Annotated in this window: 25 protein-coding genes and 3 rRNA genes; 25 read left to right on the forward strand and 3 right to left on the reverse strand. The window is 42.9% G+C overall.

Annotation, left to right across the window (positions count from 1 at the left end):
- Nucleotides 1-80 precede the first annotated feature (80 nt).
- The 21 genes from PS1M3_RS01085 (at nt 81) to rrf (ending at nt 16,587) form a co-directional block, all read left to right on the forward strand.
- The gene (locus PS1M3_RS01085) at nt 81-2,051 is read left to right on the forward strand and encodes an AsmA family protein (RefSeq protein WP_008127825.1); all 1,971 of its coding nucleotides are present in this window, start codon (nt 81-83) and stop codon (nt 2,049-2,051) included.
- 272 nt (nt 2,052-2,323) lie between these two features.
- Nucleotides 2,324-2,692, forward strand: coding sequence for a 50S ribosomal protein L14 (gene rplN / locus PS1M3_RS01090; RefSeq protein WP_002959498.1), 369 nt, complete (start codon nt 2,324-2,326; stop codon nt 2,690-2,692).
- 10 nt (nt 2,693-2,702) lie between these two features.
- A complete protein-coding gene (gene rplX / locus PS1M3_RS01095) occupies nt 2,703-3,017 on the forward strand; it encodes a 50S ribosomal protein L24 (protein ID WP_006794243.1) in 315 nt (104 codons plus the stop codon).
- A 16-nt stretch (nt 3,018-3,033) separates the two neighbouring features.
- Entirely contained in the window at nt 3,034-3,573 is a 540-nt protein-coding gene (rplE, locus tag PS1M3_RS01100) for a 50S ribosomal protein L5 (RefSeq protein ID WP_006794244.1), read from the forward strand.
- A 10-nt stretch (nt 3,574-3,583) separates the two neighbouring features.
- Entirely contained in the window at nt 3,584-3,889 is a 306-nt protein-coding gene (rpsN, locus tag PS1M3_RS01105; RefSeq protein WP_006794245.1) for a 30S ribosomal protein S14, read from the forward strand.
- A gap of 21 nt (nt 3,890-3,910) precedes the next feature.
- Entirely contained in the window at nt 3,911-4,303 is a 393-nt protein-coding gene (gene rpsH / locus PS1M3_RS01110; RefSeq protein WP_006794246.1) for a 30S ribosomal protein S8, read from the forward strand.
- 13 nt (nt 4,304-4,316) lie between these two features.
- Nucleotides 4,317-4,850: a 50S ribosomal protein L6 gene (gene rplF / locus PS1M3_RS01115; RefSeq protein ID WP_006794247.1), complete on the forward strand. Its 534-nt coding sequence runs from the start codon at nt 4,317-4,319 to the stop codon at nt 4,848-4,850.
- A gap of 9 nt (nt 4,851-4,859) precedes the next feature.
- Nucleotides 4,860-5,210 carry a 50S ribosomal protein L18 gene (gene rplR / locus PS1M3_RS01120; RefSeq protein ID WP_006794248.1) on the forward strand — a complete coding sequence of 117 codons (351 nt, stop codon included), beginning with the start codon at nt 4,860-4,862 and terminating at the stop codon, nt 5,208-5,210.
- Between the two features lie 9 nt (nt 5,211-5,219).
- Nucleotides 5,220-5,726, forward strand: a complete 507-nt coding sequence (gene rpsE, locus PS1M3_RS01125) for a 30S ribosomal protein S5 (RefSeq protein WP_006794249.1) — start codon at nt 5,220-5,222, stop codon at nt 5,724-5,726.
- A gap of 2 nt (nt 5,727-5,728) precedes the next feature.
- Nucleotides 5,729-5,911, forward strand: coding sequence for a 50S ribosomal protein L30 (rpmD, locus tag PS1M3_RS01130; RefSeq protein ID WP_002959482.1), 183 nt, complete (start codon nt 5,729-5,731; stop codon nt 5,909-5,911).
- Between the two features lie 4 nt (nt 5,912-5,915).
- Nucleotides 5,916-6,350: a 50S ribosomal protein L15 gene (gene rplO, locus PS1M3_RS01135; protein ID WP_006794250.1), complete on the forward strand. Its 435-nt coding sequence runs from the start codon at nt 5,916-5,918 to the stop codon at nt 6,348-6,350.
- 10 nt (nt 6,351-6,360) lie between these two features.
- The gene (gene secY, locus PS1M3_RS01140) at nt 6,361-7,689 is read left to right on the forward strand and encodes a preprotein translocase subunit SecY (RefSeq protein WP_006794251.1); all 1,329 of its coding nucleotides are present in this window, start codon (nt 6,361-6,363) and stop codon (nt 7,687-7,689) included.
- Nucleotides 7,690-7,711: 22 nt separating this feature from the next.
- Nucleotides 7,712-7,825, forward strand: coding sequence for a 50S ribosomal protein L36 (gene rpmJ, locus PS1M3_RS01145; RefSeq protein WP_002959476.1), 114 nt, complete (start codon nt 7,712-7,714; stop codon nt 7,823-7,825).
- 125 nt (nt 7,826-7,950) lie between these two features.
- Nucleotides 7,951-8,307 (forward strand): 30S ribosomal protein S13, encoded by a 357-nt coding sequence (gene rpsM / locus PS1M3_RS01150; RefSeq protein ID WP_203985800.1) that lies wholly within the window; start codon nt 7,951-7,953, stop codon nt 8,305-8,307.
- Nucleotides 8,308-8,319: 12 nt separating this feature from the next.
- Nucleotides 8,320-8,706 (forward strand): 30S ribosomal protein S11, encoded by a 387-nt coding sequence (rpsK, locus tag PS1M3_RS01155; RefSeq protein WP_002959471.1) that lies wholly within the window; start codon nt 8,320-8,322, stop codon nt 8,704-8,706.
- A gap of 21 nt (nt 8,707-8,727) precedes the next feature.
- Nucleotides 8,728-9,348: a 30S ribosomal protein S4 gene (rpsD, locus tag PS1M3_RS01160; RefSeq protein WP_002959461.1), complete on the forward strand. Its 621-nt coding sequence runs from the start codon at nt 8,728-8,730 to the stop codon at nt 9,346-9,348.
- A 24-nt stretch (nt 9,349-9,372) separates the two neighbouring features.
- Entirely contained in the window at nt 9,373-10,359 is a 987-nt protein-coding gene (gene rpoA, locus PS1M3_RS01165) for a DNA-directed RNA polymerase subunit alpha (protein WP_008127834.1), read from the forward strand.
- Nucleotides 10,360-10,398: 39 nt separating this feature from the next.
- A complete protein-coding gene (gene rplQ, locus PS1M3_RS01170; protein ID WP_006794892.1) occupies nt 10,399-10,800 on the forward strand; it encodes a 50S ribosomal protein L17 in 402 nt (133 codons plus the stop codon).
- 808 nt (nt 10,801-11,608) lie between these two features.
- A 16S ribosomal RNA gene (locus PS1M3_RS01175) occupies nt 11,609-13,144 on the forward strand.
- A gap of 296 nt (nt 13,145-13,440) precedes the next feature.
- A 23S ribosomal RNA gene (locus tag PS1M3_RS01180) occupies nt 13,441-16,327 on the forward strand.
- A gap of 145 nt (nt 16,328-16,472) precedes the next feature.
- Nucleotides 16,473-16,587 (forward strand): 5S ribosomal RNA (rrf, locus tag PS1M3_RS01185).
- Together the 16S, 23S and 5S rRNA genes form the textbook arrangement of a ribosomal RNA operon.
- A 638-nt stretch (nt 16,588-17,225) precedes the next feature.
- Here rrf and PS1M3_RS01190 read toward each other — a convergent pair.
- The 3 genes from PS1M3_RS01190 to hslR form a co-directional block, all read right to left on the reverse strand.
- Nucleotides 17,226-18,764: a phosphoenolpyruvate carboxykinase gene (locus tag PS1M3_RS01190; protein ID WP_006794627.1), complete on the reverse strand. Its 1,539-nt coding sequence runs from the start codon at nt 18,762-18,764 to the stop codon at nt 17,226-17,228.
- A 266-nt stretch (nt 18,765-19,030) separates the two neighbouring features.
- A complete protein-coding gene (hslO, locus tag PS1M3_RS01195; RefSeq protein WP_203985803.1) occupies nt 19,031-19,876 on the reverse strand; it encodes an Hsp33 family molecular chaperone HslO in 846 nt (281 codons plus the stop codon).
- A gap of 12 nt (nt 19,877-19,888) precedes the next feature.
- Nucleotides 19,889-20,311: a ribosome-associated heat shock protein Hsp15 gene (gene hslR, locus PS1M3_RS01200; RefSeq protein WP_203985807.1), complete on the reverse strand. Its 423-nt coding sequence runs from the start codon at nt 20,309-20,311 to the stop codon at nt 19,889-19,891.
- A 214-nt stretch (nt 20,312-20,525) separates the two neighbouring features.
- Here hslR and gspC point away from each other — a divergent pair, with 214 nt between their 5' ends.
- The 4 genes from gspC to gspF are packed head-to-tail and all read left to right on the forward strand — an operon-like array spanning nt 20,526 to nt 26,350.
- A complete protein-coding gene (gene gspC / locus PS1M3_RS01205) occupies nt 20,526-21,467 on the forward strand; it encodes a type II secretion system protein GspC (protein ID WP_203985809.1) in 942 nt (313 codons plus the stop codon).
- A gap of 23 nt (nt 21,468-21,490) precedes the next feature.
- On the forward strand, nt 21,491-23,554 hold the full coding sequence (gene gspD, locus PS1M3_RS01210) for a type II secretion system secretin GspD (protein ID WP_203985815.1): 2,064 nt from the start codon (nt 21,491-21,493) through the stop codon (nt 23,552-23,554).
- On the forward strand, nt 23,547-25,112 hold the full coding sequence (gene gspE, locus PS1M3_RS01215) for a type II secretion system ATPase GspE (protein ID WP_239104473.1): 1,566 nt from the start codon (nt 23,547-23,549) through the stop codon (nt 25,110-25,112). The genes gspD and gspE overlap by 8 nt, the downstream gene beginning before the upstream one ends.
- A 2-nt stretch (nt 25,113-25,114) precedes the next feature.
- A complete protein-coding gene (gspF, locus tag PS1M3_RS01220) occupies nt 25,115-26,350 on the forward strand; it encodes a type II secretion system inner membrane protein GspF (protein WP_006794633.1) in 1,236 nt (411 codons plus the stop codon).
- Nucleotides 26,351-26,374: the final 24 nt, after the last annotated feature.

A 26,374-nucleotide genomic window follows, 5' to 3' on the forward strand; every position in this document is an offset into this window, starting at 1 on the left:
GCTTTTTTTATCTACAGCAATGCTTTTAGGCTTAACACTCGCTATGATAAAAACATAATTTGACCGCTTAAAGGACGAACATGAAAACCTTACTCAAAATTTTTGGTGTAATACTCTTACTCTGTATTGCTTTAATTGTGGCAGCGCCTTTTTTAATTCCTACCGATACTATTTTTAATAAAGTATCAGAGGAAGTTCAAAAAACGACGGGAAGAACGCTAACAATTAATGGTGACAAAACGCTTAGTGTGTTTCCTGCACTAAAGTTAGAGTTGAATGATGTCCACTTTGCTAACATGCAAACAGGTTCGCGAGCTGATATGGCAAGTATGCAGCAGCTGGCAGTACATATACCTTGGTTCTCGTTATTTGGCGGTGAGTTTAAGCTTGATAAGTTTGTTATTAACGAACCAGATATTTTATTAGAGACAGATAAAAATGGTAAAGCTAACTGGCGGTTGTTTGATGCTGTAGCAGAGCAACCTACAGAGCAAACTGAGCCTGGTGAGGCAATTAAGCTGCCTGCTAGCTTTGATATTGAGCTGGGTGAGGTCGCTATTTATGGCGGTACATTTACATATCTAGATGGTCAAACGGGCGCCAAGCAGCAAATTAGCGATTTAGAGCTGGTTATTTTACTTCCTTCATTACGTAAAACCCTTGAAGTTAAAGGGGGGATTACCTATATGCAGGAGCGATTTGAACTAGATGTAAAACTCGATACTCCTGCCAAAGCGATTGAAGGTCAGGCTTTTAATGTATCGCAAAATTTAGATTCGCGCTTGGTTGAATTGACATTTAATGGCTCAATCGCAAAAAAAGGGCAAGACATAAAAGGTCAATTAGCACTCAATGGCGAGTCGGTAAAAAATATTGCTAAATGGCAGGGGGTTGCCCTAAATGCGAAAGATAATGCGTTTAATGCATTTAGTGTAAATGGTAAAATGCATTTACTGGGTGAAAAATTCAATCTTGAAGAGTTAACAGCAACGCTTGATGAACTTCAAATTAAAGGTAAAAGCGAAATTAGTTTAGGTAATCGTTTAGCCATTAATGCAAATGTAGATTTGGGGATGCTCGATCTTAATCCCTATTTGCCAGATGCCGTTGCTAAAAAAGAACAGCCGACTGAAGACGATAGCAAACCGGCAGAGCCAATTGTTTGGGATGACACTCAAATTGATTTAAGTGTCCTTAAAGCACAAGATGCTAATGTAGTAATTCGTTCTAGTGGATTAATAGCAAATGATATAAAACTGGGTGCGAACCAGTTTACAGTGGCGCTAAATAAAGGTGTAGCTAAATTAAGTTTAGATAGCTTTTCAGCCTATGAAGGCGCTGGTAAAGGTGTAATTACTATTGATGCTCAAAATGCGCCTTATAAAATAGCTACAAACTTTAATTTAACAGATATAAATGCCCAGCCGTTATTAACTGATGCAACCGGTTTTGACAAGGTACTCGGTAGAGGTTCTTTAAATTGGAATTTATCTACAGCTGGGCAAAGTCAAAAATCGTTTATCGATGCGCTAAATGGTAAGTTGGCATTTGAGTTTGCAGATGGTGCTGTAAAAGGGGCGAACATTGCTGAAATGGTTCGTAGAGGTAAAGAGATTATATCTGGTAATTTTGGCGCCGCTTCTGAAGGGTTAGATACTGGCTTTGAAGAGGCAGAACAAACAGATTTTTCTGCGCTTACAGGTAGCTTTGATTTTATTAAAGGTGTTGGACGCAATACTGACCTTTCACTAATTAGCCCTCTGATTCGTATTTCCGGTGAAGGAGATGTGGATTTACCCCTCACTAAAGTTGATTACCGTTTGGTAACAGGGATTGTAGATTCAATAGAAGGTCAAGGCACTACCGATGACAGTACAGGCTTTAAAATACCGTTACGCATAAAAGGACCATTTCACGATGTGGGAATTAAACTTGATGTAAGTAATGCCTTAAAAGATGAAGCAAAAAAGAAACTAGATGACGCAAAAGAAAAAGCGAAAGAGAAAGCCAAAGATAAAGTAAAAGACAAATTAAAGGGACTATTTGGCTAAATAACCACTAGTAAAATAAACAAGGCACTTTTTAAGTGTCTTGTTTATTTTATAACCATTGAAAAAATAGTCACATAGCTTTACCAACGTTAATAAAATCCCCTCAGTCCTTAAATTAATTAAAAAATAACCTATCGCTACATGCTCAATGCTGGTACAATTGCCCGCCCTTAAGAGACAACTCGTTTGTTTTTGAGTGGGATTTAATCGAAATGTCTTGATTTTAAACAATTTTAAGACACGTTGTAATTACTACACCGGAGGTCATTAACATGATCCAAATGCAAACTCAGCTGGAAGTTGCTGATAACAGCGGCGCTCGCAAAGTGCAGTGTATAAAAGTCCTTGGTGGTTCACACCGTCGCTACGCAGCGATTGGCGACATCATTAAAGTTTCTGTAAAAGAAGCTATTCCTCGCGGTAAAGTGAAGAAAGGTGATGTTAAAAACGCGGTAGTTGTGCGTACCAGAAAAGGTGTTCGCCGTCCAGATGGTTCTCTGATCCGTTTCGACAGCAACGCGGCTGTTATCTTAAATGATAACTTGCAGCCAATTGGTACACGTATTTTCGGCCCTGTGACTCGCGAACTTCGTAATGACAAGTTCATGAAAATCGTTTCACTAGCCCCAGAAGTACTGTAAGGAGCCAATCATGGCAGCAAAAATCCGTCGTGGTGACGAAGTAATCGTACTAGCAGGTAAAGACAAAGGTAAGCGCGGTAAAGTGCTTTCAGTTGTTACTGAATCTGGTCGAATCTTTGTCGAAGGCATAAACTTGATCAAGAAACACCAAAAGCCGGTTCCACAATTGAACCAAGCTGGCGGCATTGTTGAGAAAGAAGCGTCTATGGACGCATCAAACGTTGCGATCTTCAACTCGGAAACGAGTAAAGCAGATCGTGTAGGTTTCAAGATTGAAGATGGTAAGAAATTACGTATCTTTAAATCTACTGGTAAAACTATCTAATAGTTGGAGTAGAATGATGGCGAAACTGCATGAAGTATATAAAGACAAAGTAGTTGCTGAGCTTCAAGAGAAGTTTGGTTTCAGCTCTGTCATGCAAGTCCCTCAGATCGAAAAGATCACATTAAATATGGGCGTGGGCGAAGCCCTAGCTGACAAGAAAATTTTAGATCACGCTGTAGCTGATTTAACTGCAATCTCTGGTCAGAAACCTTTAATCACTAAAGCACGTAAATCTGTTGCTGGCTTTAAAGTGCGTGAAGGCTACCCAATTGGTTGTAAAGTAACCCTACGCGGCGAGCGTATGTGGGACTTTTTTGAGCGTTTGGTATCAATCGCTATCCCACGTATTCGTGACTTCCGTGGCGTAAGTGCTAAGTCTTTTGATGGACGTGGTAACTACAGCATGGGCGTACGTGAACAAATCATCTTCCCAGAAATCGATTACGATAAAGTAGACCGTGTACGCGGTATGGATATCACTATCACTACTTCTGCGAAATCTGATGAGGAAGGCCGTGCGTTGTTAGAAGCGTTTAACTTCCCATTTAAGAAATAAGGGTAGGGTTATGGCAAAGAATTCTATGAAAGCGCGCGAAGCAAAGCGCACAAAACTAGTTGCTCAGTATGCTGAAAAGCGTGCTGCACTAAAAGCTATCATCAGTGATGTTAATACATCTGAAGATGATCGTTGGGACGCGGTACTTAAGCTACAAGCTTTACCTCGTGATTCTAGCCCTGCACGTCAACGTAATCGTTGTAACATTACGGGCCGCCCACATGGTTTCCTTCGCAAATTCGGCATGAGCCGTATTAAAGTTCGCGAAGCAGCTATGCGCGGTGAAATTCCTGGCCTTAAAAAGGCTAGCTGGTAATAGAATCATGGGAGTAAGACTATGAGCTTGCAAGATCCTATCGCGGATTTGTTCACACGTATCCGTAACGGTCAATCAGCGAAGAAAGTATCTGTAACGATGCCAACTTCAAAGCTGAAAGTAGCATTAGCTAAAGTACTAAAAGACGAAGGTTACATCGTAGACTACGCAGTTAACGGTGAAGTTAAACCTGAGCTTTCTATCGAGTTGAAGTACTTCGAAGGCAAAGCTGTAATTGAAAATATCCAGCGTGTAAGTCGCCCTGGTTTACGTATCTACAAGAAACGTGACGAATTACCGAAGGTAATGGGTGGTCTTGGTATCGCTATCGTATCAACTTCTAAAGGCCTAATGACAGACCGCGCAGCACGTAGTGCTGGTGTTGGTGGTGAAATCATTGGCTTTGTAGCTTAATCGGAGGGGAACTATGTCTCGCATAGCAAAGGCACCAATTAATGTTCCTGCCGGTGTAGAAGTTACATTGAAAGGCCAGGAAATCACAGTTAAAGGCAAAAACGGTGAACTTACTCGTACTATCAACGACGCAGTTGAAGTACAAGTTAACGACAACGTTATTACAACTTTACCTCGTGAAGGCGTAGCAAATGCATGGGCACAAGCAGGTACTGCTCGCGCTCTAATCAACAACATGGTTGTTGGTACGCATGAAGGTTACGAGAAGAAACTTCAGTTAGTAGGCGTTGGTTACCGTGCTGCAGCTAAGGGTAAAGTTTTAGACTTAACACTTGGTTTCTCACACCCAGTTAATTTCGCAGTTCCTGAAGGAATTACGATTGAAACTCCAAGCCAAACAGAAGTTCTAGTTAAGGGCGTAGATAAGCAGTTAGTTGGTCAAACAGCTGCTAACATTCGTGCATACCGTAAACCTGAGCCTTATAAAGGTAAAGGTGTTCGCTATTCAGATGAGAATGTACGCCGTAAAGAGGCTAAGAAGAAGTAAGGTAAGACGATGGATAAAAAAACAGCTCGTCTACGTCGTGCTAAACGCACTCGTAGAAATTATATTGAACAAGGCACAACGCGTCTTGTTATCCACCGCACGCCACGTCACATTTACGCTCAAGTAATTAATGCTGAGGGTAATGTACTGGCTGCTGCTTCTACTGTTGAGAAGGCTATTAGCGAAACAGTTAAAGGCACCGGTAACGTTGAAGCTGCGCAAGCAGTTGGCAAAGCGGTTGCTGAACGTGCGGCTGACAAAGGCATCGAAAAGATTGCTTTTGATCGCAGTGGCTTTAAATATCACGGCCGTGTGAAGGCGCTAGCTGATGCTGCGCGTGAAGCCGGTTTGCAATTCTAGGAGTAGACAATGGCTAACGTAGAAGCAAAGCAACAACAGCCTGATCTAGCTGAAAAGCTAATCGCGGTAAACCGTGTGTCTAAAGTAGTTAAAGGTGGTCGTATCTTTAGCTTTACTGCACTAACTGTAGTTGGTGACGGCGCAGGTAAAGTAGGTTTTGGTTATGGTAAAGCACGTGAAGTTCCAGCTGCTATTCAAAAAGCAATGGAAAAAGCACGTCGCAACATGATCAATGTAGACCTAAATGGCAATACATTACAGCATCCTGTTAAGGGACGTCATGCTGGCTCACTAGTGTTCATGAAACCAGCCTCTGAAGGTACTGGTATCATCGCAGGTGGTGCTATGCGTGCAGTACTAGAAGTGACTGGTGTTCAGAACGTACTATCTAAATGTTACGGTTCTACTAACCCAATCAACGTAGTACGTGCAACGATTTCGGCTCTTGAGAATATGAATTCTCCACAGTCTATCGCTGCAAAACGTGGCCTTCGCGTAGAAGAAATACTGGGGTAACCATGGCTAATCAAACTGTAAAAGTAACACAAGTAAAAAGCTCTATCGGTCGTTTACCGAAGCATAAAGCTACATTACGCGGTCTTGGTTTACGTCGTATCAATCACACTGTTGAGTTAGAAGACACAGCATGTGTACGTGGTATGATAAACAAGGTTTCTTACATGGTTAAGGTAGAGGGTTAATTTCATGCATTTGAATACACTTTCACCTGCTGCAGGTTCAAAAACTGCCCCTAAACGTGTTGGTCGTGGTATCGGTTCTGGTCTTGGTAAGACTGGTGGCCGTGGTCACAAAGGTCAAAAGTCACGTTCTGGCGGTAAAGTACGCGTTGGTTTTGAAGGCGGTCAAATGCCTATGCAACGTCGTCTACCTAAATTTGGTTTCACTTCACGCAAATCGTTAGTATCTGCAGAAGTTAACCTTTTTGAAATCGCTAAAGTTGAAGGCGATGTGGTAGACCTAAGCGCGTTACAAGCAGCTGGTCTAGTTAAAAAGAACGTTCTTTTCGTTAAAGTTGTTAAATCTGGTGAAGTTTCACGCGCTGTTACACTTAAAGGTCTTAAAGCCTCTAAGGGTGCACGCGAAGCTATTGAAGCTGCCGGAGGCAAGGTAGAAGACTAAGGAAGTACAAATGGCTAAACCAGGTCAAGATACACAAAGTGCACAAGGTGGGCTTTCGGAATTGAAGCGTCGATTACTCTTCGTATTGGGCGCTATCATAATTTACCGTCTAGGTTCATTTGTGCCGATCCCTGGGATTGACGCCGCTGTACTTGCCGATTTCTTCGAGCAACAAAAGGGCACCATTGTTGAAATGTTCAACATGTTCAGTGGTGGTGCACTTGAGCGAGCTTCAGTGTTAGCGCTGGGTATTATGCCGTATATCTCGGCTTCGATTATTACGCAACTATTAACGCATATGTATCCTCCGTTTATAGAGCTTAAGAAAGAAGGTGAGCAAGGGCGTAAAAAAATTAGCCAGTACACACGCTACGGCACGCTTGTGCTAGCTACTATTCAATCTATCGGTATTGCTACTAGCTTACCGGGCATGATGAACGGGTTAGTTGTTAATCCGGGTATGGGTTTCTATTTCACCGCTGTGGTGAGCTTAGTAACTGGTACTATGTTCCTTATGTGGTTGGGTGAACAAATAACAGAACGTGGTATCGGTAACGGTATTTCAGTTCTAATATTTGTTGGTATTGTAGCTAACTTGCCGTCTGCTATTGGTTCGACAGTCGAAATGGCGCGCCAAGGTGATTTGAATGTTTTTGTACTACTTATGGTTGCGGTTATAGTATTCGCTGTTACTTATCTTGTAGTGTTTTTCGAACGTGGACAACGTCGTATTGTTGTTAACTACGCTAAACGCCAACAAGGTCGTCAAGTATTTGCTGCTCAAAGCACGCATTTACCACTAAAAGTAAACATGGCGGGTGTTATTCCACCAATCTTTGCTAGTAGTATAATTCTGTTCCCTGGTACAATTGCTAGCTGGTTCGGCCAAGGTGAAGGTCCTGTCGCTGATGCATTACAAGCTGTTGCTACAACGTTGACTCCAGGTCAACCTTTGTACTCACTTGTATTAGCTGCGGCAATTATCTTCTTCTGCTTTTTCTATACAGCGTTGGTGTTTAACCCTCGTGAAACTGCAGATAACCTTAAGAAATCTGGCGCATTTATCCCAGGTATTCGTCCAGGTGAGCAGACATCTAAATACATTGATAAAGTGATGACACGCCTGACATTGGCAGGTGCTTTGTATATAACCTTTATCTGTCTGGTGCCCGAATTCATGACTATGGCATGGCAAACGCCATTCTATTTCGGCGGTACATCAATTTTGATTATCGTTGTTGTAATCATGGACTTTATGGCACAAGTACAGACTCACCTGATGTCTCATCAGTATGATTCTGTGCTGAAAAAAGCGAACCTTAAAGGCTACGGTCGATAAGGTCAGTTTACGGAGTTGAGCAATGAAAGTACGTGCTTCCGTTAAGAAAATATGCCGTAACTGTAAAGTTATTAAACGTGCTGGTGTAGTACGCGTAATTTGCAGTGAGCCTAAGCATAAGCAAAGGCAAGGCTAAGTAAACAGTCGTGCAGGCTGAGATTTCTCGGCCTGTGTTTTTAGTAGTGATTTGGTCTTCGTTTGAGTATCCTTACGGGCTTTTCAAACTTTTGATTACCAAATTCGAATATAGGAGATGTGTTAGTGGCCCGTATTGCTGGCATTAACGTCCCTGATCATAAACATGCAGTTATTGGTTTAACAGCTATTTATGGCATAGGTAAGACTCGCTCTAAGTCTATCTTAGCAGCGACTGGTATCGCCGAGACCACAAAAATCGGTGAACTTTCTGACGAAACACTTGACGTACTGCGTGATGCAGTTGGCAAGTACACTGTTGAAGGTGACCTTCGTCGTGAAGTTACATTAAATATCAAGCGCCTTATGGACCTTGGTTGTTACCGTGGCCTACGTCACCGTCGCTCTTTACCACTACGTGGTCAAAGAACTAAGACTAACGCGCGTACCCGTAAGGGTCCTCGTAAGCCTATTAAGCGATAAGGGGATAGTATTATGGCTAAGACACCAATTCGTCGTAAAAAGGTTAAAAAACAAGTTGCTGATGGTATGGCTCATGTTCATGCTTCTTTCAACAACACTATTGTAACGATTACCGACCGTCAAGGTAATGCACTATCATGGGCTACTGCCGGTGGTTCAGGTTTCCGTGGTTCACGTAAATCTACACCATTTGCTGCTCAGGTTGCTGCAGAGCGTGCAGGTACTGCTGCTCAAGAATACGGTTTAAAAAATCTAGAAGTTTTCATCAAAGGTCCAGGTCCAGGTCGTGAATCTGCTGTACGTGCTTTGAATGCTGCTGGTTACCGTATTACAAACATTACTGACGTGACGCCAATACCACATAATGGTTGTCGTCCACCGAAGAAACGTCGCGTTTAACAATAGGTTAGGAGAAATAACATGGCAAGATATTTGGGCCCTAAGCTCAAGCTGAGTCGTCGTGAAGGTACTGACCTGTTCCTTAAGAGCGGCGTAAGAGCTATCGACTCTAAGTGTAAACTTGAGACTGCACCTGGTCAGCACGGCGCTCGTAAAGGTCGTCTATCTGATTACGGTTTACAATTACGTGAAAAGCAAAAAGTACGTCGTATCTACGGTGTATTAGAAAAGCAATTCCGTAACTACTATAAAGAAGCTGCTCGCCTTAAAGGTAATACAGGTGAAAACTTGTTACAGCTTTTAGAGCAACGTTTAGACAATGTTGTATATCGCATGGGTTTTGCTAGCACACGCGCTGAAGCACGTCAGTTAGTAAGCCATAAAGCGATTCTAGTTAATGGTCGTGTTGTGAACATTCCTTCATACGTAATTACTCCAGAAGATACTGTAGTAATCCGTGAGAAGTCTAAGACACAAGCACGTATCATCGCTGCTCTAGAGTTGGCTGAGCAACGTGAAAAGCCGACTTGGGTTGAAGTTGACGGTAAGAAATTGGAAGGCAGCTTTAAGCGTCTACCTGAGCGTTCAGACCTGTCTGCGGACATTAATGAACAACTAATCGTCGAACTTTACTCTAAGTAAAGTTAAGAGTTAAGAGAGGATAAAATGCAGGGTTCTGTTACAGAATTTCTAAAACCAAGGTTAGTCGACATCGACGCTATAAACCCAACGCGTTCTAAAATAGTTTTAGAACCATTAGAGCGTGGCTTTGGTCACACTCTGGGTAATGCTTTACGCCGTATATTACTTTCATCTATGCCTGGATGTGCAGTAACTGAAGTAGAAATCGACGGTGTATTACATGAGTACAGCGCGAAAGAAGGCGTTCAAGAAGACATCATTGAAATACTATTAAACCTTAAAGGTTTAGCAGTAACGTTAGAAGGCAAAGATGAAGTTTTTCTGACCCTGACTAAATCTGGTGTAGGCCCTGTTACTGCGGCTGATATTCAGCACGATGGCGATGTAACAATTGCTAATCCAGATCACGTTATCTGTAATTTAACTACAGGTAACAGCGAGATCAGCATGCGTATTCGTGTTGAGCGCGGTCGTGGTTATGTGCCGGCATCTAGTCGTTTATCCTCTGATGACGATGAGCGTCCAATTGGTAGATTGTTGCTTGATGCATCATTCAGCCCAGTTGAACGTATTGCGTACTCGGTTGAATCAGCTCGAGTTGAGCAACGTACAGATTTAGACAAATTAATCATTGATATGGAAACAAACGGTACATTAGATCCTGAAGAAGCGATCCGCCGTGCGTCTACTATCTTAGCTGAGCAATTAGATGCATTCGTAGATTTACGCGATGTAACTGAGCCAGAAGAGAAAGAAGAGAAACCAGAATTCGATCCTATTCTGCTTCGTCCAGTCGATGATCTTGAACTAACAGTACGCTCAGCAAATTGTTTGAAAGCCGAGCAAATTCAATATATCGGTGATTTAGTTCAGCGCACTGAGGTTGAGCTTCTTAAAACGCCTAATCTAGGTAAGAAGTCTCTAACTGAAATTAAAGACGTGCTAGCTTCACGTGGTCTTTCTCTAGGTATGCGCCTAGAAAACTGGCCACCTGCAAGTTTAGCTGAATAATCTAAATCACTATATTAGTTTAGTTAGAAGGATAGGGTCATGCGCCATCGTAAGAGTGGTCGTCAATTAAACCGTAACAGTAGCCATCGTAAAGCGATGTTCAGCAATATGGCAGGTTCTTTGGTGAAACATGAAATCATCAAAACTACTTTGCCAAAAGCGAAAGAGTTACGTCGTGTAATTGAACCTTTAATCACACTGGCTAAGACTGACAGTGTAGCAAACCGCCGTTTAGCGTTTGCTCGCACACGCGACAATGAAGTTGTTGGTAAATTATTCAGTGAAATCGGTCCACGTAACGCGGATCGTCCAGGTGGTTACACTCGTATTCTTAAGTGTGGCTTCCGTACTGGTGATAATGCACCAATGGCTTATATTGAACTAGTTGGTCGCCCAGCGACTAGCGAAGAAGTTCAAGAAGACGCACAGTCTGCAGAGTAAGTCTTAAAGAAACCTAAAAGCCGAGCTTATGCTCGGCTTTTTAATGCCTGGAAATTATAAATAAAATTTTTGCATTACTATATTTACCTATTACCTATCTACCACTAATCTCTAGTCATCTACAACACGGCTCTATTTCATTAATGATTTAGCTAAGTGAGTAGCATTACTATAAAAACGGTAACGTTACACCTAAGAAAAATCATAAGCTAATATGGTTGTTACCATAATTACCTTTCAAATAAGCACTAGAAAGATATTTATCATCATACACTTAGTCAAATGGCGCTATTACATAAATAAAACTTACTATTAGTTGTGTTTTTGAGCGTTTAGCTCAAATACTCATCGAGCAGCATGTTTTTTCAAGTTTTCTTCAAAAAAGGGTTGATCTGTTTTCGGATCTCCCTATAATGCGACCCCACTGAGACGGCAGAGCAGGCAACGCTTAGCGAGGCAAGCAAGTCACTTAGTGAGTCGAGTAAAACTTGAGTTTATATTTTTATAAAATTTAAAATTAAGTGTTGACAAAAACACAGGAAAGCGTAAGATTCGCTTCCCTTGAGTCGCTAAGGCAACTCAAACGTTCTTTAACAATATAAAGCAATCATCTGTGTGGGCACTCGTACAGATTGAGTTCTAACAGCCAAGCTACTTAGGTAGTGAGGCAAACAAATTAGAGTCTCAATTGAAACTGAGTGACCAACAGAATAATTACTTAGGTAGTTATTCAGCACAGTCAATTCAATATCGAAAGATATTAAATAAATTCAGAATTCATTGAGCTGTCGAAAGACACAAAACTTTTTAATTGAAGAGTTTGATCATGGCTCAGATTGAACGCTGGCGGCAGGCCTAACACATGCAAGTCGAGCGGTAACAGAAAGTAGCTTGCTACTTTGCTGACGAGCGGCGGACGGGTGAGTAATGCTTGGGAACATGCCTTGAGGTGGGGGACAACAGTTGGAAACGACTGCTAATACCGCATAATGTCTACGGACCAAAGGGGGCTTCGGCTCTCGCCTTTAGATTGGCCCAAGTGGGATTAGCTAGTTGGTGAGGTAATGGCTCACCAAGGCAACGATCCCTAGCTGGTTTGAGAGGATGATCAGCCACACTGGAACTGAGACACGGTCCAGACTCCTACGGGAGGCAGCAGTGGGGAATATTGCACAATGGGCGAAAGCCTGATGCAGCCATGCCGCGTGTGTGAAGAAGGCCTTCGGGTTGTAAAGCACTTTCAGTCAGGAGGAAAGGGTGTGAGTTAATACCTCACATCTGTGACGTTACTGACAGAAGAAGCACCGGCTAACTCCGTGCCAGCAGCCGCGGTAATACGGAGGGTGCGAGCGTTAATCGGAATTACTGGGCGTAAAGCGTACGCAGGCGGTTTGTTAAGCGAGATGTGAAAGCCCCGGGCTCAACCTGGGAACTGCATTTCGAACTGGCAAACTAGAGTGTGATAGAGGGTGGTAGAATTTCAGGTGTAGCGGTGAAATGCGTAGAGATCTGAAGGAATACCGATGGCGAAGGCAGCCACCTGGGTCAACACTGACGCTCATGTACGAAAGCGTGGGGAGCAAACGGGATTAGATACCCCGGTAGTCCACGCCGTAAACGATGTCTACTAGAAGCTCGGAACCTCGGTTCTGTTTTTCAAAGCTAACGCATTAAGTAGACCGCCTGGGGAGTACGGCCGCAAGGTTAAAACTCAAATGAATTGACGGGGGCCCGCACAAGCGGTGGAGCATGTGGTTTAATTCGATGCAACGCGAAGAACCTTACCTACACTTGACATACAGAGAACTTTCTAGAGATAGATTGGTGCCTTCGGGAACTCTGATACAGGTGCTGCATGGCTGTCGTCAGCTCGTGTTGTGAGATGTTGGGTTAAGTCCCGCAACGAGCGCAACCCCTATCCTTAGTTGCTAGCAGGTAATGCTGAGAACTCTAAGGAGACTGCCGGTGATAAACCGGAGGAAGGTGGGGACGACGTCAAGTCATCATGGCCCTTACGTGTAGGGCTACACACGTGCTACAATGGCGCATACAGAGTGCTGCGAACCTGCGAAGGTAAGCGAATCACTTAAAGTGCGTCGTAGTCCGGATTGGAGTCTGCAACTCGACTCCATGAAGTCGGAATCGCTAGTAATCGCGTATCAGAATGACGCGGTGAATACGTTCCCGGGCCTTGTACACACCGCCCGTCACACCATGGGAGTGGGTTGCTCCAGAAGTAGATAGTCTAACCCTCGGGAGGACGTTTACCACGGAGTGATTCATGACTGGGGTGAAGTCGTAACAAGGTAGCCCTAGGGGAACCTGGGGCTGGATCACCTCCTTATACGATTTAGAACTTATTTGTTCGTAGTGTCCACACAGATGATTGTTAGTTAGTTAAGCCACTGGCTTAGTTAATTAATATGCTCTTTAAAAATTTGGAAAAGCTGATAATAAAATTCGTATGAATAACATTGTTATTTGTACAGAGTTTTCAAAAGTAAAAAAGAATGATAGCAGTATCATTCAGTGCCATTTAATCACTCTTATGAGTCGATTGATTGGTATCTACTTTAGTATTCAATATTAACTTCTGGCGAAGTTAAACTGTCACAAAACAAAGACCCGTTTGGGTTGTATGGTTAAGTGACTAAGCGTACACGGTGGATGCCTTGGCAGTTGGAGGCGATGAAGGACGTATTAACTTGCGATAAGCCTAGTCAAGCTAGTAAAAAGCACTTGAGACTAGGATTTCCGAATGGGGAAACCCACCTGCTTGCAGGTATCGTTAACTGAATACATAGGTTAACGAGGCGAACGCGGAGAACTGAAACATCTAAGTACCCGTAGGAAAAGAAATCAACCGAGATTCCGAAAGTAGCGGCGAGCGAAATCGGAACAGCCCTTAAGCTTATTATGTGTTAATGGAAGGCTCTGGAAAGTGCCACGATACAGGGTGATAGTCCCGTACATGAAAAGACATTTTAAGTGAAATCGAGTAGGTCGGAGCACGTGAAACTTTGACTGAATATAGGTGGACCATCATCTAAGGCTAAATACTCCCAACTGACCGATAGTGAACCAGTACCGTGAGGGAAAGGCGAAAAGAACCCCTGTGAGGGGAGTGAAATAGAACCTGAAACCGTGTACGTACAAGCAGTAGGAGCAGACTTGTTCTGTGACTGCGTACCTTTTGTATAATGGGTCAGCGACTTATATTTTGTAGCGAGGTTAACCGATTAGGGTAGCCGTAGGGAAACCGAGTCTTAACTGGGCGAATAGTTGCAAGGTATAGACCCGAAACCCGGTGATCTAGCCATGGGCAGGTTGAAGGTTGAGTAACATCAACTGGAGGACCGAACCCACTAACGTTGAAAAGTTAGGGGATGACCTGTGGCTAGGAGTGAAAGGCTAATCAAACCGGGAGATAGCTGGTTCTCCCCGAAATCTATTTAGGTAGAGCCTCGGACGAATACTTACGGGGGTAGAGCACTGTTAAGGCTAGGGGGTCATCCCGACTTACCAACCCTTTGCAAACTCCGAATACCGTAAAGTAATATCCGGGAGACACACGGCGGGTGCTAACGTCCGTCGTGAAGAGGGAAACAACCCAGACCGCCAGCTAAGGTCCCAAAGTCATAGTTAAGTGGGAAACGATGTGGAAAGGCCCAGACAGCCAGGAGGTTGGCTTAGAAGCAGCCATCCTTTAAAGAAAGCGTAATAGCTCACTGGTCGAGTCGGTCTGCGCGGAAGATGTAACGGGGCTAAACTATGCACCGAAGCTGCGGATTCATACTTTGTATGAGTGGTAGGGGAGCGTTCTGTAAGCGGTTGAAGGTGTACCGGGAGGTATGCTGGACGTATCAGAAGTGCGAATGCTGACATGAGTAACGATAATGCGGGTGAAAAACCCGCACGCCGGAAGACCAAGGGTTCCTATCCCATGTTAATCAGGGTAGGGTAAGTCGACCCCTAAGGCGAGGCCGAAAGGCGTAGTCGATGGGAAACGGATTAATATTTCCGTACTTGGTATAATTGCGATGGGGGGACGGAGAAGGCTAAGCAAGCATGGCGATGGTTGTCCATGTGAAAGTGAGTAGGGCGTTTGTTTAGGTAAATCCGGACGAACATTAAACCTGAGACACGAGACGAGCTACTACGGTAGTGAAGTTGCTGATGCCATACTTCCAGGAAAAGCCTCTAAGCTTCAGATTATACCGAATCGTACCCCAAACCGACACAGGTGGTCAGGTAGAGAATACTAAGGCGCTTGAGAGAACTCGGGTGAAGGAACTAGGCAAAATCGTACCGTAACTTCGGGAGAAGGTACGCTCCTATCTGTGATGAGACTTGCTCTCTAAGCGGACGGGAGCCGCAGTGACCAGGTGGCTGGGACTGTTTATTAAAAACACAGCACTGTGCAAAATCGCAAGATGACGTATACGGTGTGACACCTGCCCGGTGCCGGAAGGTTAATTGATGGGGTTATCTTCGGAGAAGCTCTTGATCGAAGCCCCGGTAAACGGCGGCCGTAACTATAACGGTCCTAAGGTAGCGAAATTCCTTGTCGGGTAAGTTCCGACCTGCACGAATGGTGTAACCATGGCCACGCTGTCTCCACCCGAGACTCAGTGAAATTGAAATCGCAGTGAAGATGCTGTGTACCCGCGGCTAGACGGAAAGACCCCGTGAACCTTTACTACAGCTTGGCACTGAACATTGAACCTACATGTGTAGGATAGGTGGGAGACTTTGAAGATGAGACGCTAGTCTTGTTGGAGTCGTCCTTGAAATACCACCCTTGTAGTTTTGATGTTCTAACGTTGGCCCCTGAATCGGGGTTACGGACAGTGCCTGGTGGGTAGTTTGACTGGGGCGGTCTCCTCCCAAAGAGTAACGGAGGAGCACGAAGGTTGGCTAAGTACGGTCGGACATCGTACGGTTAGTGTAATGGTAGAAGCCAGCTTAACTGCGAGACAGACACGTCGAGCAGGTACGAAAGTAGGTCATAGTGATCCGGTGGTTCTGAATGGAAGGGCCATCGCTCAACGGATAAAAGGTACTCCGGGGATAACAGGCTGATACCGCCCAAGAGTTCATATCGACGGCGGTGTTTGGCACCTCGATGTCGGCTCATCACATCCTGGGGCTGAAGTCGGTCCCAAGGGTATGGCTGTTCGCCATTTAAAGTGGTACGCGAGCTGGGTTTAGAACGTCGTGAGACAGTTCGGTCCCTATCTGCCGTGGGCGTTTGAGAATTGAGAGGGGTTGCTCCTAGTACGAGAGGACCGGAGTGAACGAACCGCTGGTGTTCGGGTTGTCATGCCAATGGCATTGCCCGGTAGCTACGTTCGGAACTGATAAGCGCTGAAAGCATCTAAGCGCGAAGCAGGCCTCGAGATGAGTTCTCACTAGACTTTTAAAGTCTCTGAAGGGCCGTTGAAGACTACAACGTTGATAGGCAAGATGTGGAAGTGGTGTGAGCCATTAAGCTAACTTGTACTAATTACCCGTGAGGCTTAACCATACAACGCCAAACGCGTTTTGTGTGACAGTTAAGACAGAAGTTAATAACTAAAGTAGATATTACTGACAGAAAGACTTAAAAAATATTATCAGATATTTTCCAAATTCAGTTAGTGCGTAGAGATACGGATTAACGCCCAAATTTGCTTGGTGACAATAGCGTTTTGGACCCACCTGACTCCATGCCGAACTCAGTAGTGAAACAAAACAGCGCCGATGATAGTGTAGCATTTGCTATGTGAAAGTAGGACATTACCAGGCTTCAAATTGTAGAAAGCCCGACTAGCGATAGTCGGGCTTTTTTACGTCTGCAGAAAAGTAATATTCAACATTTTCTTCTCTAAAGCGTAGCGTCTCTTAAGCAAAGCGCCTCTTTGTGAAAAGTGTTTTGGCTATTCAATACACTGGCCTATGGTAGGCAACATTTCACTGTGACTCTCCACCGCGATGGGCACCATGACATTCTACTGCGTAGCGCACCGACTTCAAATTGTAGAAAGCCCGACTAGAAATAGTCGGGCTTTTTTACGTCTGCAGAAAAGTGACATTCAACATTTCCTTCTCTAAAGCGGAGCGTCTCCCAAACGAAGCGCCTCATTGTGAAGAGTGTTTTGGTTATCTAATACATTACCAGATGATGACGCAGAATTAGCTTTTTAGCGCAGGGTCCAGCGCCACTGCTATGAAGCCGTTACCCTACTCTAAATGAAAGAAAGTCCGACTCGAAAGAGTAGACTTTTATATGACTGTTAACCTTTAACAGTTTGGCTTGTGGTGTTGGAGTGTTCTATCTTATGTATTCGGTTATTTATTAAAGAAACTTAGTCGCTGGGGTAAAAATTAGAATCAAAAACGCCAACTCAAGGTTGGCGTTTTAATTATGAGGCTAAAGGTTATTTTTAAGCTTTAGGGCCTGCATTTTTAATATCGTCAGATACGTCGTATTTAGCAAAGTTTTCTGTAAAGTCAGCAGCCAATTTAGCTGCATATTCATTATATTTAGCCTTATCTTCCCACGTGTTAATAGGGTTAAGAAGGTTGCTATCAACACCAGGTACTGCAACTGGTACGTTTAAGTTCAATGCATCAATATGTTGAGTTTCAACACCGGCTAATTTACCTGACACTATAGCGTCAATTACAGCACGTGTAGTTGGTATATCAAAACGCTTGCCGATACCGTAAGGACCGCCAGTCCAGCCAGTATTCACTAGGTAAACTTTAGCGCCAAACTCACGTACACGTTTCATTAGAAGCTCAGCATAAACCCCTGCAGGACGTGGGAAGAATGGTGCGCCAAAACAGGTTGAGAATGTAGATTCTATATCGCTTGTTGAACCAATTTCGGTTGAACCTACTTTAGCAGTATACCCGCTTAGGAAGTGGTACGCAGCGGCTTCTTCACTCAGTACAGATACAGGAGGTAATACGCCACTCACATCACATGTTAAGAATACAACAGCTTTAGGCTCACCTGCGCGGTTTTCTACTTTACGCTTTTCAACATGTTCTAATGGATACGCAGCTCTGCTATTTTGGGTCAGACTTGTATCGTTAAAATCTGGCACACCTCTATCATCAAGCACAACATTTTCTAAGATAGTGCCAAAGCGGATTGCATCCCAAATAACAGGCTCATTCTTTTGTGAAAGGTCGATACATTTTGCGTAACAGCCGCCTTCGATGTTAAATACACTACCAGGTGCCCAGCCATGTTCGTCATCGCCGATTAGGAAGCGAGTTGGGTCAGCTGATAACGTTGTTTTACCAGTGCCAGATAAACCGAAGAATAATGCTGTGTCGCCAGCTTCACCAACGTTAGCCGAACAGTGCATTGGTAATACACCCTTAGCTGGTAATAAGAAGTTTTGAACTGAGAACATCGATTTCTTCATTTCACCGGCGTAGCGCATTCCCGCCAGTAATACTTTACGTTGTGCAAAGTTAATAATTACGGTGCCATCGCTGTTAGTGCCATCACGTTCTGGTTCACATACAAACGATGGTACGTTCATCACTTGCCATTGTGGTAAGTTTGAAGCGTTATAGTTTTTAGGTTCAATAAACATGTTTTTGGCAAAAATGTGATGCCATGCAGTTTCTGTTGTGACAACTACAGGTAAATAATGCTCTGGGTCAGCGCCAACTTCTAGGTGAGAGGTGAAGTGGTCATTACTTTGCACATGTGCTTCTACGCGTGCCCATAAAGCATCAAATTTGTCAGCATCGAAAGGACGGTTTACATTGCCCCATTGAATTTCATTTTGTGTTGTAGCTTCTTGTACAATAAAACGATCTCGAGGTGAACGGCCTGTTCGTTTTCCTGTAATGGCTACGAAAGCACCATTTGCGGCTAAAGTTCCTTCGCCACGGCGGATCGCATGCTCGACAAGTTCAGCTGCGGTTAAATCGACAAAACGTGTAGCGCTTGTAATCATGTTTATACCTAACTATGTATGAGAGTTTGAACGGGATAGCTCTGGGTAAATAGTGCCCTTCAGCTGTAATGATAGTAACAGAAGGTTTTCAGATATTCGAGCCTGTAAAGCCCTTAAAAACATATATATTTGCAAAAAAACATGAATAATTTCAATGATACCGGTGTCATTAAATGTCACTTTTTATGACACCGGTATCATCTTTTTATAATATAAAACCGCATATTTTGCGGCTTTATATAGGAAGATGAGCTGAGATGGAGTTTTTAGTTGAAAATACTCTTAATGTCTTGCTCATTAAACGTATATTCTTTTAAGCAGTAATGACAGTTGATATTAACACTGCCGTTTTCTGCTACATCATCGAGTAGTTCTTGTTGTCCTACATTAACTAATGCGGTGATTGTTTTGTCGCGACTACAGCCACATTTGAAACGTATGCTTTGTGGTTCAAAAACACGTGGATTATCTTCATGGTACAAACGAGTTAAGATTGTATTTGCATCAAGATTTAATAACTCTTCATCTTTTATCGTATTGCTGAGTGCTTCTAGGTGGGTGAAGTCTTCAATTGACTTCTGTTTATCAACAGGCAGTACCTGTAAAAATAAACCACATGCCTTTGCACTGCCTTCGGTTGTATTGGTTGCAAACCATAAACGAGTTTTTAACTGCTCTGATTGCTCAAAGTAACTTTCAATACACTCACTTAGAGTGTCATGCTCTAGAGGGACTATACCTTGGTAGCGCTCACCTTTATCTGGCGTAATAGTAATAACCATATAGCCATTACCGATTAGTTCTTTGACAGTACTGCCTGTCACTTCATTTTGTAGACGAGCAATACCACGCATATTTTGCTTATCATCACCATTTATTACTGCATATTTAACGGGTCCGTCACCTTGCAATTGCACGGCTATTTCACCTTCAAATTTTAATGTAGCTGTCAGTAAGCAAGTAGCGACCAATAGCTCACCTAGTAAAGCTTTTACAGGTGTAGGGTAGTTATGGTTGGCAATCATTTCATTGTAGGCACTCTCAATTTGAACGAGTTCGCCACGAACATCTAGTTCGTTGAATAAATAACGGTGAAGTAAATCTTGTTGCATGAGCGGCTATACCTAACTTGATTTCATTTTTAAAAGTTCGCGTCTTTGCTTTTTATCGGGTTTTTTATCCGGATGAGGAGCAAAAAAGCTATTATTTTTACGTGCGATGCTGTTTTCTTCGCGTTTGGCGATACTAGCATCAGATTCTTGGTACAAGGTCTGAGCAATGGGGGCGCTTTGTCGTTTTTCAAGCACCTTAGTTATGGTTACGATTTTTTCATCTACGCCTTGAGCGAGTTTCACTACCGCACCAACCTCGACTATTTTACTCGCCTTTGTTCGCTGTCCATTATAATGCACTTTACCGCCTTGTACCATTTCCCTTGCTATCGCACGTGTTTTATAAAAACGTGCTGCCCATAACCATTTATCTAATCGAACTTTTAAGTTATCTACGAGGTCAGAGTCTTTATTACTATTGCTTTTTTTACTCATAACGCATTTGTACCTGCAGTAATTTGTTATCTAAAATTTACCACGAAATCTATCTAGGATGAAGGTATTACAGTGGGCGTTTGTTTTTTGTTCAAGTAAATAGAAGTTATTCATTCTGTTTACAAAGTTTAATATTAGTGTGCTTGTTGAATGAAAAATGAAAGGGTACTATGGGGTCGCGCTTACGCAGTAAATTAAAAAAAGAACACTATTTATGGAACAGCAAATCCAACAGTTAAAACACATTTTAACTCGATTACCGCATGCTAAATTAAGTGCGTTAGTCACGCTATTAGTTGTTGTTTACCTTGCATTTTTATTATCAAAATTGGTTTGGCTTTTATGGCCTCAACCTCAGGTATCTTTACTTAGTCCTACTCAGTTTGCCACACAGTCATCGGGAACAAGTAATAATTCTGCGCAACGCATTGTTGAGCAGTTTTTGTTTGGTAAAAAAACGGTAACAAACAGCGCTAATACTGCAAAACAATCACAAATTATTAATGATGCCCCTGAAACACGTTTAAGTATTAACTTAACAGGTATAGTAGCTGTAAGTAATGATGATAAAGCAGGCGTTGCAATTATTGAATCACAGGGCAAGCAGGTTAGTTACCTTGTAGATGAAGTTGTATCTGGGACGCGCGCAAAAGTAGCGCAAATACTTCCTGACCGTGTCATTTTAAGTGTAAATGCTCGTTTTGAAACGCTAATGCTTGATGGACTCGATTTCACCAAAACAGTCTCTATGCCGGTGCTCGCTGCAAAAGATGAGCAAGAAATGGGGCCGCAACGATTAGAAGAAAGTGAAGAACTAATAAATGCGACTGCAGACCCAGAAGTAAAAGAAGCCATTATAGAAACACGTGAAGAATTATTAGAAGAACCCGGTAAGCTTTTTGATTACATACGTGTATCTCAAGCAATGAGTGAAGGCGAACTCATTGGTTATCGCTTAAGTCCGGGAAAAGAGCCTGCACTATTTAAGCAAATGGGATTAAAAAATAACGATCTAGCTGTTTCTATTAACGGCTATCAACTAACAGATTTAAAACAGGCCATGTCAGCCATTAATGAGCTGCGCAATAGCACCGATGCTACTATCACTATTGAGCGTGATGGTGAGCAAATAGATGTGCAATTTAGCCTGCAATAACTTAGCTTTGGAGTTTTAACATAATGGTTCAGGTGCTACACCTCACAAAAATTAAAAAAGGGTTAGCTAAGTACGCAGCACTTTTTTTGGCGGCAAGTATATCTTTGTCTGTTTCTGCAGTTGAATATGCAGCAAATTTTAAGGGTACTGATATCAACGAGTTTATTAATATTGTTGGTAAAAACCTTAATAAAACGGTGATTATAGATCCCAACGTGCGTGGCAAAGTAAATGTACGTAGCTATGAGTTAATGGATGAAGATCTTTACTATCAATTCTTTTTAAATGTATTAGAAGTTTACGGCTATTCAGCTGTTGAAATGGATAATGGCATTATTAAAGTAGAAAAAAGTTCTGACGCCAAAAAGTCGAATGTGCCACTAATTACTGAAAACAGTTCTGCATCGGGCGATATGATGATCACCCGTGTAGTGCGCGTAAAAAATGTAAGCGTGCAAGAGCTCGGACCATTAGTTCGTCAATTTAGCGATCAAAAAGATGGTGGCCATGTTGCTAACTTTAATGCTGCAAACGTAATGATGTTGACTGGCCATGCTGCATCAGTAAACCGCTTAGTGGAAATTATTCGCTCAGTTGATCAAGCCGGTGATAAGCGTGTTGATATTGTAAAGCTTAAATACGCAACGGCTGATGACGTAGTCTCTGTAGTAGAAAATATTTATAAAGATAGTGGCAAAGGAAGCGTACCAGAATTTTTGATTCCTAAAGTCGTAGCCGACGGCCGTACCAATAGCGTAATTGTAAGTGGTGAAGGGCAAGCCCGCACACGTGCAATCGAGCTAATTAAGCGTCTTGATGGTGAGCTTGAAAGCCAAGGCAACACTAAAGTATTTTATTTAAACTATGCCAAATCGGAGGACTTAGTTAAGGTTCTTCAGGGTGTAAGTAAGTCGTTAACCGAGGAAGCTCAAGGTAGCGCAACTAAAACGCGTTCGCGTAGTAACAACGAAACAAGCATTGAGGCACACCCAGAGTCAAACTCACTAATAATTACTGCACAGCCAGATACTATGCGTTCATTAGAATCAGTTATTGAGCGATTAGATATTCGTCGCGCACAAGTATTAGTTGAAGCAATAATTATTGAAGTAATGGAAGGTGATGGCGTTAATTTAGGCTTGCAGTGGATTTCAGAGCAAGGTGGCATGCTGCAGTTTAATAATGGCACAACGGTACCTGTTGGGTCGTTAGCTGTTGCAGCAGAGCAAGCTGCAGATCAAACAGTAACTAAAACAATTATAGGTACAGAGTCAGGCACGGTTACACCTTACACAGAAACAACGGAAGGTGATTACGGACCGCTTGCATCATTACTTAGTGGTATTAATGGCTTAGCACTGGGCGTTATAAAAAATGACTGGGGCGCAATTATTCAGGCAGTAGCAACTGATACCAATTCAAATATTTTGGCCACGCCTTCAATTACCACCATGGATAACGAAGAAGCCTCTATTTTAGTGGGGCAAGAAGTACCCATTATTACCGGATCTCAAACAGGCACTAACAATAGCAATCCATTTCAAACGGTTGAGCGTCAAGAAGTAGGTATTAAACTTATTGTAACGCCACAAATTAACGATGGCTCAGCGGTACAGCTTACCATTGAGCAAGAAGTATCAAGCGTAAGCGGTGCAACCGCGGTTGATATTTCAGTAAATAAACGTGCTATTAAAACAACGGTTATTGCTGATGATGGTGGTATGGTTGTTTTAGGTGGTTTAATAGATGAAGACGTTCAAGAAAGTGTGTCTAAAGTTCCATTATTAGGTGATATTCCTGTTTTAGGGCACCTATTTAGGTCAACAAACACGACTCGCCGTAAGCGTAACTTAATTGTATTTATCCGCCCAACGATCATCCGTGATGGGGTGAGCATGAATAAGTTAAGTTTTAACAAGTATAACTTTATTCGTGGTGAGCAAACTAAGCAGCAAGAAGATGGTATTGATTTAATGCCAATGACCGATACCCCTGTATTACCAGAGTGGAATGATGAGTTAGTACTTCCGCCAACCTATGAAGAGCATTTACGTAAACAAAATGCACAAGAGCGTAAAGATGACTAATGCGATACAAGAGATAAACCAAGACGTGGTTCATCCTAATACGCATAGTGCAGATGAACCCTTAGCTGATGACGTACTCGTTGAGTTGCCAGCAAAACGTTTACCATTTTCGTACGCGCGACGTGCAGGTGTTTTGCTTAGTGAATATCAAGGCCAAACTACCGTGTACTTTCGTGGTGAGCTTGATTTAGATGTATTACTAGAAGTTCGCCGAGTCGCAGGTCATGGCTTTAAATTAGAGCAGCTTGAAGATGACAAGTTTGAATTGTTGCTAGAGTCATCTTACCAACGCGATAGCTCTGAAACTCAGCAAATGATGGAAGATATTGGCAACGAAGTTGATCTATTTTCTTTAGCTGATGAGCTCCCGCAAACTGAAGATTTATTAGCTGGTGATGACGATGCGCCTATTATAAAGCTCATTAATGCCATGCTTAGCGAGGCTATTAAAGAGGGGGCGTCAGATATTCATATTGAAACGTTCGAGCAAGAACTTGTTATTCGTTTCAGGGTTGATGGAGTTTTAAAAGAAGTACTAAAGCCAAATCGGAAACTTGCCTCATTGCTTGTATCGCGTATTAAGGTAATGGCAAAACTCGATATAGCTGAAAAACGTATTCCGCAAGATGGTCGAATTAGCTTGCGTATTGCAGGACGTGCAGTAGATGTGCGTGTATCAACCATGCCGTCGAGCTTTGGAGAGCGAGTAGTATTGCGTTTACTTGATAAGAACAATGCTCGCCTAAACCTAGAAGATTTAGGTATGACTCCAAAAAACCGTGAGTTGTTTGCTGACTTAATTAGCAAGCCGCACGGTATTATTTTGGTAACAGGGCCAACGGGTTCTGGTAAAAGTACCACCTTGTATGCAGGTATGAGCCAAATAAATTCTCGCGATCGAAATATTCTGACTGTAGAAGATCCTATTGAGTACGAGATCCCTGGTATTGGTCAAACGCAAGTAAATACAAAAGTAGATATGACGTTTGCAAGAGGGTTACGTGCTATTTTGCGTCAAGATCCCGATGTGGTAATGGTGGGTGAAATACGAGATCTTGAAACTGCACAAATAGGGGTTCAAGCATCACTTACCGGTCACTTAGTTATGTCTACACTGCATACAAATACGGCATCTGGTGCTATTACTCGAATGGAAGACATGGGCGTTGAACCGTTTTTGCTTTCTTCATCGCTATTAGGTGTTTTATCTCAGCGCTTAGTACGTACCTTGTGTAACAGCTGTAAAGAAGGGCATGTGGCAGACGAACGTGAATGTCAGCTTTTAGGTGTACCATTTGAGAACAAGCCAACGATTTACCGTGCAATAGGCTGTGAAGAATGTAACTTTAATGGTTACAAAGGCCGTACTGGTATACACGAGTTACTTGTTGTAGATGAAACAATACGAGAAATGATCCACAACGGTAAAGGCGAGCAAAGTGTAGAAAAATACATTCGCACTCATAGCCCAAGTATTCGCCAAGATGGTTGCAGCCGTGTGCTTGCAGGAAAAACCACGCTTGAAGAAGTGCTGCGTGTTACCCGTGAGGAAGGCTAATAATGGCTGCGTTTGAATATCGGGCATTAGATGGCCGCGGCAAAGAAAAAAAAGGTATTTTAGAGGCCGACACCGCCAAGCAAGTTCGTCAGCTTCTGCGCGATAAAAGCTTAACCCCTTTAGAGGTTGTGCCTGCGGCTCAGAGTGATAAACAGGTAAAGGGGGAGAAAGCACCTTTATTTGGTAGCCTTTTTAAACCAAGTATTTCTACATCTGAACTTGCGCTCATAACACGCCAGTTAGCAACGTTAATTCAGTCAGCATTACCAGTTGAAGGTGCGGTAATGGCGGTGGCTGAGCAGTGTGAAAAACCACGTTTAAAACGTATGTTAATGTCGGTTCGTTCAAAAGTTGTTGAAGGCTATACCCTTGCTGATGGTATGAGTGAGTTTCCCCATGTGTTTGACGACTTATATCGTTCAATGGTGGCTGCGGGTGAAAAGTCAGGGCATCTTGACCAAGTACTTAATCGCTTAGCCGATTACACCGAGCAGCGTCAGCATATGCGTAGTCAAATAACACAGGCTATGGTTTACCCAACTATTTTAGTTATTTTTGCCATTGGTATAGTGTCGGTTTTATTAGGTACTGTTGTTCCTAAAATACTAAAAACCTTTGAAAAAACTAAACAAGTATTACCTTGGACCACCGAGTGGGTAATGGCTGGGAGTCATTTTGTACAAAATTACTGGTTTATTAGCCTACTAGCCATCACCGGCATTGCGATTGGCATTAAGTACGCATTAAAAAAACCACAAGTGCGCTTTTGGTGGGACGACCGTGTGCTGCACATGCCGGGTATTGGTAAGGTGGCTCGTGGTATTAATACCGCTCGCTTTGCTCGTACGTTAAGTATTTTGTCTTCAAGTTCTGTTCCACTACTTGAAGGAATGCGGATTTCTGGCGATGTACTCGTAAACGAAAAAATCAAGAAGTCGGTAGCCGACGCAGCTGACAGAGTAAGCGAAGGTGCAAGCCTTAGAGCGGCTTTGCAGCAAACTAAATTATTCCCGCCGATGATGCTACATATGATCGCCAGTGGTGAAAAATCAGGTGAGCTAGAGCAAATGCTAGAGCGTGCAGCGAATAACCAAGACCGTGAATTTGAAAGCATGGTAAACGTATCGCTTAAGTTATTAGAGCCTGCAATGATTGCATCTATGGCTGTTATCGTTTTATTTATTGTTATGGCCATTTTGCAGCCTATTATGGCAATGAACAAAGCAGTTGGGCTCTAAATTTAAATAGTTTTTATATATTAA

Origin of the sequence: Pseudoalteromonas sp. PS1M3 (genome assembly GCF_016865405.1) — a bacterium.
Lineage (GTDB): Bacteria > Pseudomonadota > Gammaproteobacteria > Enterobacterales > Alteromonadaceae > Pseudoalteromonas > Pseudoalteromonas marina.

Excerpts from the sequence above, each read along its gene's own strand:
- PS1M3_RS01085 (WP_008127825.1), top strand. The coding sequence starts at position 81 with ATGAAAACCTTACTCAAAATTTTTGGTGTAATACTCTTACTCTGTATT.
- rplN (WP_002959498.1), top strand. The coding sequence starts at position 2,324 with ATGATCCAAATGCAAACTCAGCTGGAAGTTGCTGATAACAGCGGCGCT.
- rplX (WP_006794243.1), top strand. The coding sequence starts at position 2,703 with ATGGCAGCAAAAATCCGTCGTGGTGACGAAGTAATCGTACTAGCAGGT.
- rplE (WP_006794244.1), top strand. The coding sequence starts at position 3,034 with ATGGCGAAACTGCATGAAGTATATAAAGACAAAGTAGTTGCTGAGCTT.
- rpsN (WP_006794245.1), top strand. The coding sequence starts at position 3,584 with ATGGCAAAGAATTCTATGAAAGCGCGCGAAGCAAAGCGCACAAAACTA.
- rpsH (WP_006794246.1), top strand. The coding sequence starts at position 3,911 with ATGAGCTTGCAAGATCCTATCGCGGATTTGTTCACACGTATCCGTAAC.
- rplF (WP_006794247.1), top strand. The coding sequence starts at position 4,317 with ATGTCTCGCATAGCAAAGGCACCAATTAATGTTCCTGCCGGTGTAGAA.
- rplR (WP_006794248.1), top strand. The coding sequence starts at position 4,860 with ATGGATAAAAAAACAGCTCGTCTACGTCGTGCTAAACGCACTCGTAGA.
- rpsE (WP_006794249.1), top strand. The coding sequence starts at position 5,220 with ATGGCTAACGTAGAAGCAAAGCAACAACAGCCTGATCTAGCTGAAAAG.
- rpmD (WP_002959482.1), top strand. The coding sequence starts at position 5,729 with ATGGCTAATCAAACTGTAAAAGTAACACAAGTAAAAAGCTCTATCGGT.
- rplO (WP_006794250.1), top strand. The coding sequence starts at position 5,916 with ATGCATTTGAATACACTTTCACCTGCTGCAGGTTCAAAAACTGCCCCT.
- secY (WP_006794251.1), top strand. The coding sequence starts at position 6,361 with ATGGCTAAACCAGGTCAAGATACACAAAGTGCACAAGGTGGGCTTTCG.
- rpmJ (WP_002959476.1), top strand. The coding sequence starts at position 7,712 with ATGAAAGTACGTGCTTCCGTTAAGAAAATATGCCGTAACTGTAAAGTT.
- rpsK (WP_002959471.1), top strand. The coding sequence starts at position 8,320 with ATGGCTAAGACACCAATTCGTCGTAAAAAGGTTAAAAAACAAGTTGCT.
- rpsD (WP_002959461.1), top strand. The coding sequence starts at position 8,728 with ATGGCAAGATATTTGGGCCCTAAGCTCAAGCTGAGTCGTCGTGAAGGT.
- rpoA (WP_008127834.1), top strand. The coding sequence starts at position 9,373 with ATGCAGGGTTCTGTTACAGAATTTCTAAAACCAAGGTTAGTCGACATC.
- rplQ (WP_006794892.1), top strand. The coding sequence starts at position 10,399 with ATGCGCCATCGTAAGAGTGGTCGTCAATTAAACCGTAACAGTAGCCAT.
- PS1M3_RS01190 (WP_006794627.1), bottom strand. The coding sequence starts at position 18,764 with ATGATTACAAGCGCTACACGTTTTGTCGATTTAACCGCAGCTGAACTT.
- hslO (WP_203985803.1), bottom strand. The coding sequence starts at position 19,876 with ATGCAACAAGATTTACTTCACCGTTATTTATTCAACGAACTAGATGTT.
- hslR (WP_203985807.1), bottom strand. The coding sequence starts at position 20,311 with ATGAGTAAAAAAAGCAATAGTAATAAAGACTCTGACCTCGTAGATAAC.
- gspC (WP_203985809.1), top strand. The coding sequence starts at position 20,526 with ATGGAACAGCAAATCCAACAGTTAAAACACATTTTAACTCGATTACCG.
- gspD (WP_203985815.1), top strand. The coding sequence starts at position 21,491 with ATGGTTCAGGTGCTACACCTCACAAAAATTAAAAAAGGGTTAGCTAAG.
- gspE (WP_239104473.1), top strand. The coding sequence starts at position 23,547 with ATGACTAATGCGATACAAGAGATAAACCAAGACGTGGTTCATCCTAAT.
- gspF (WP_006794633.1), top strand. The coding sequence starts at position 25,115 with ATGGCTGCGTTTGAATATCGGGCATTAGATGGCCGCGGCAAAGAAAAA.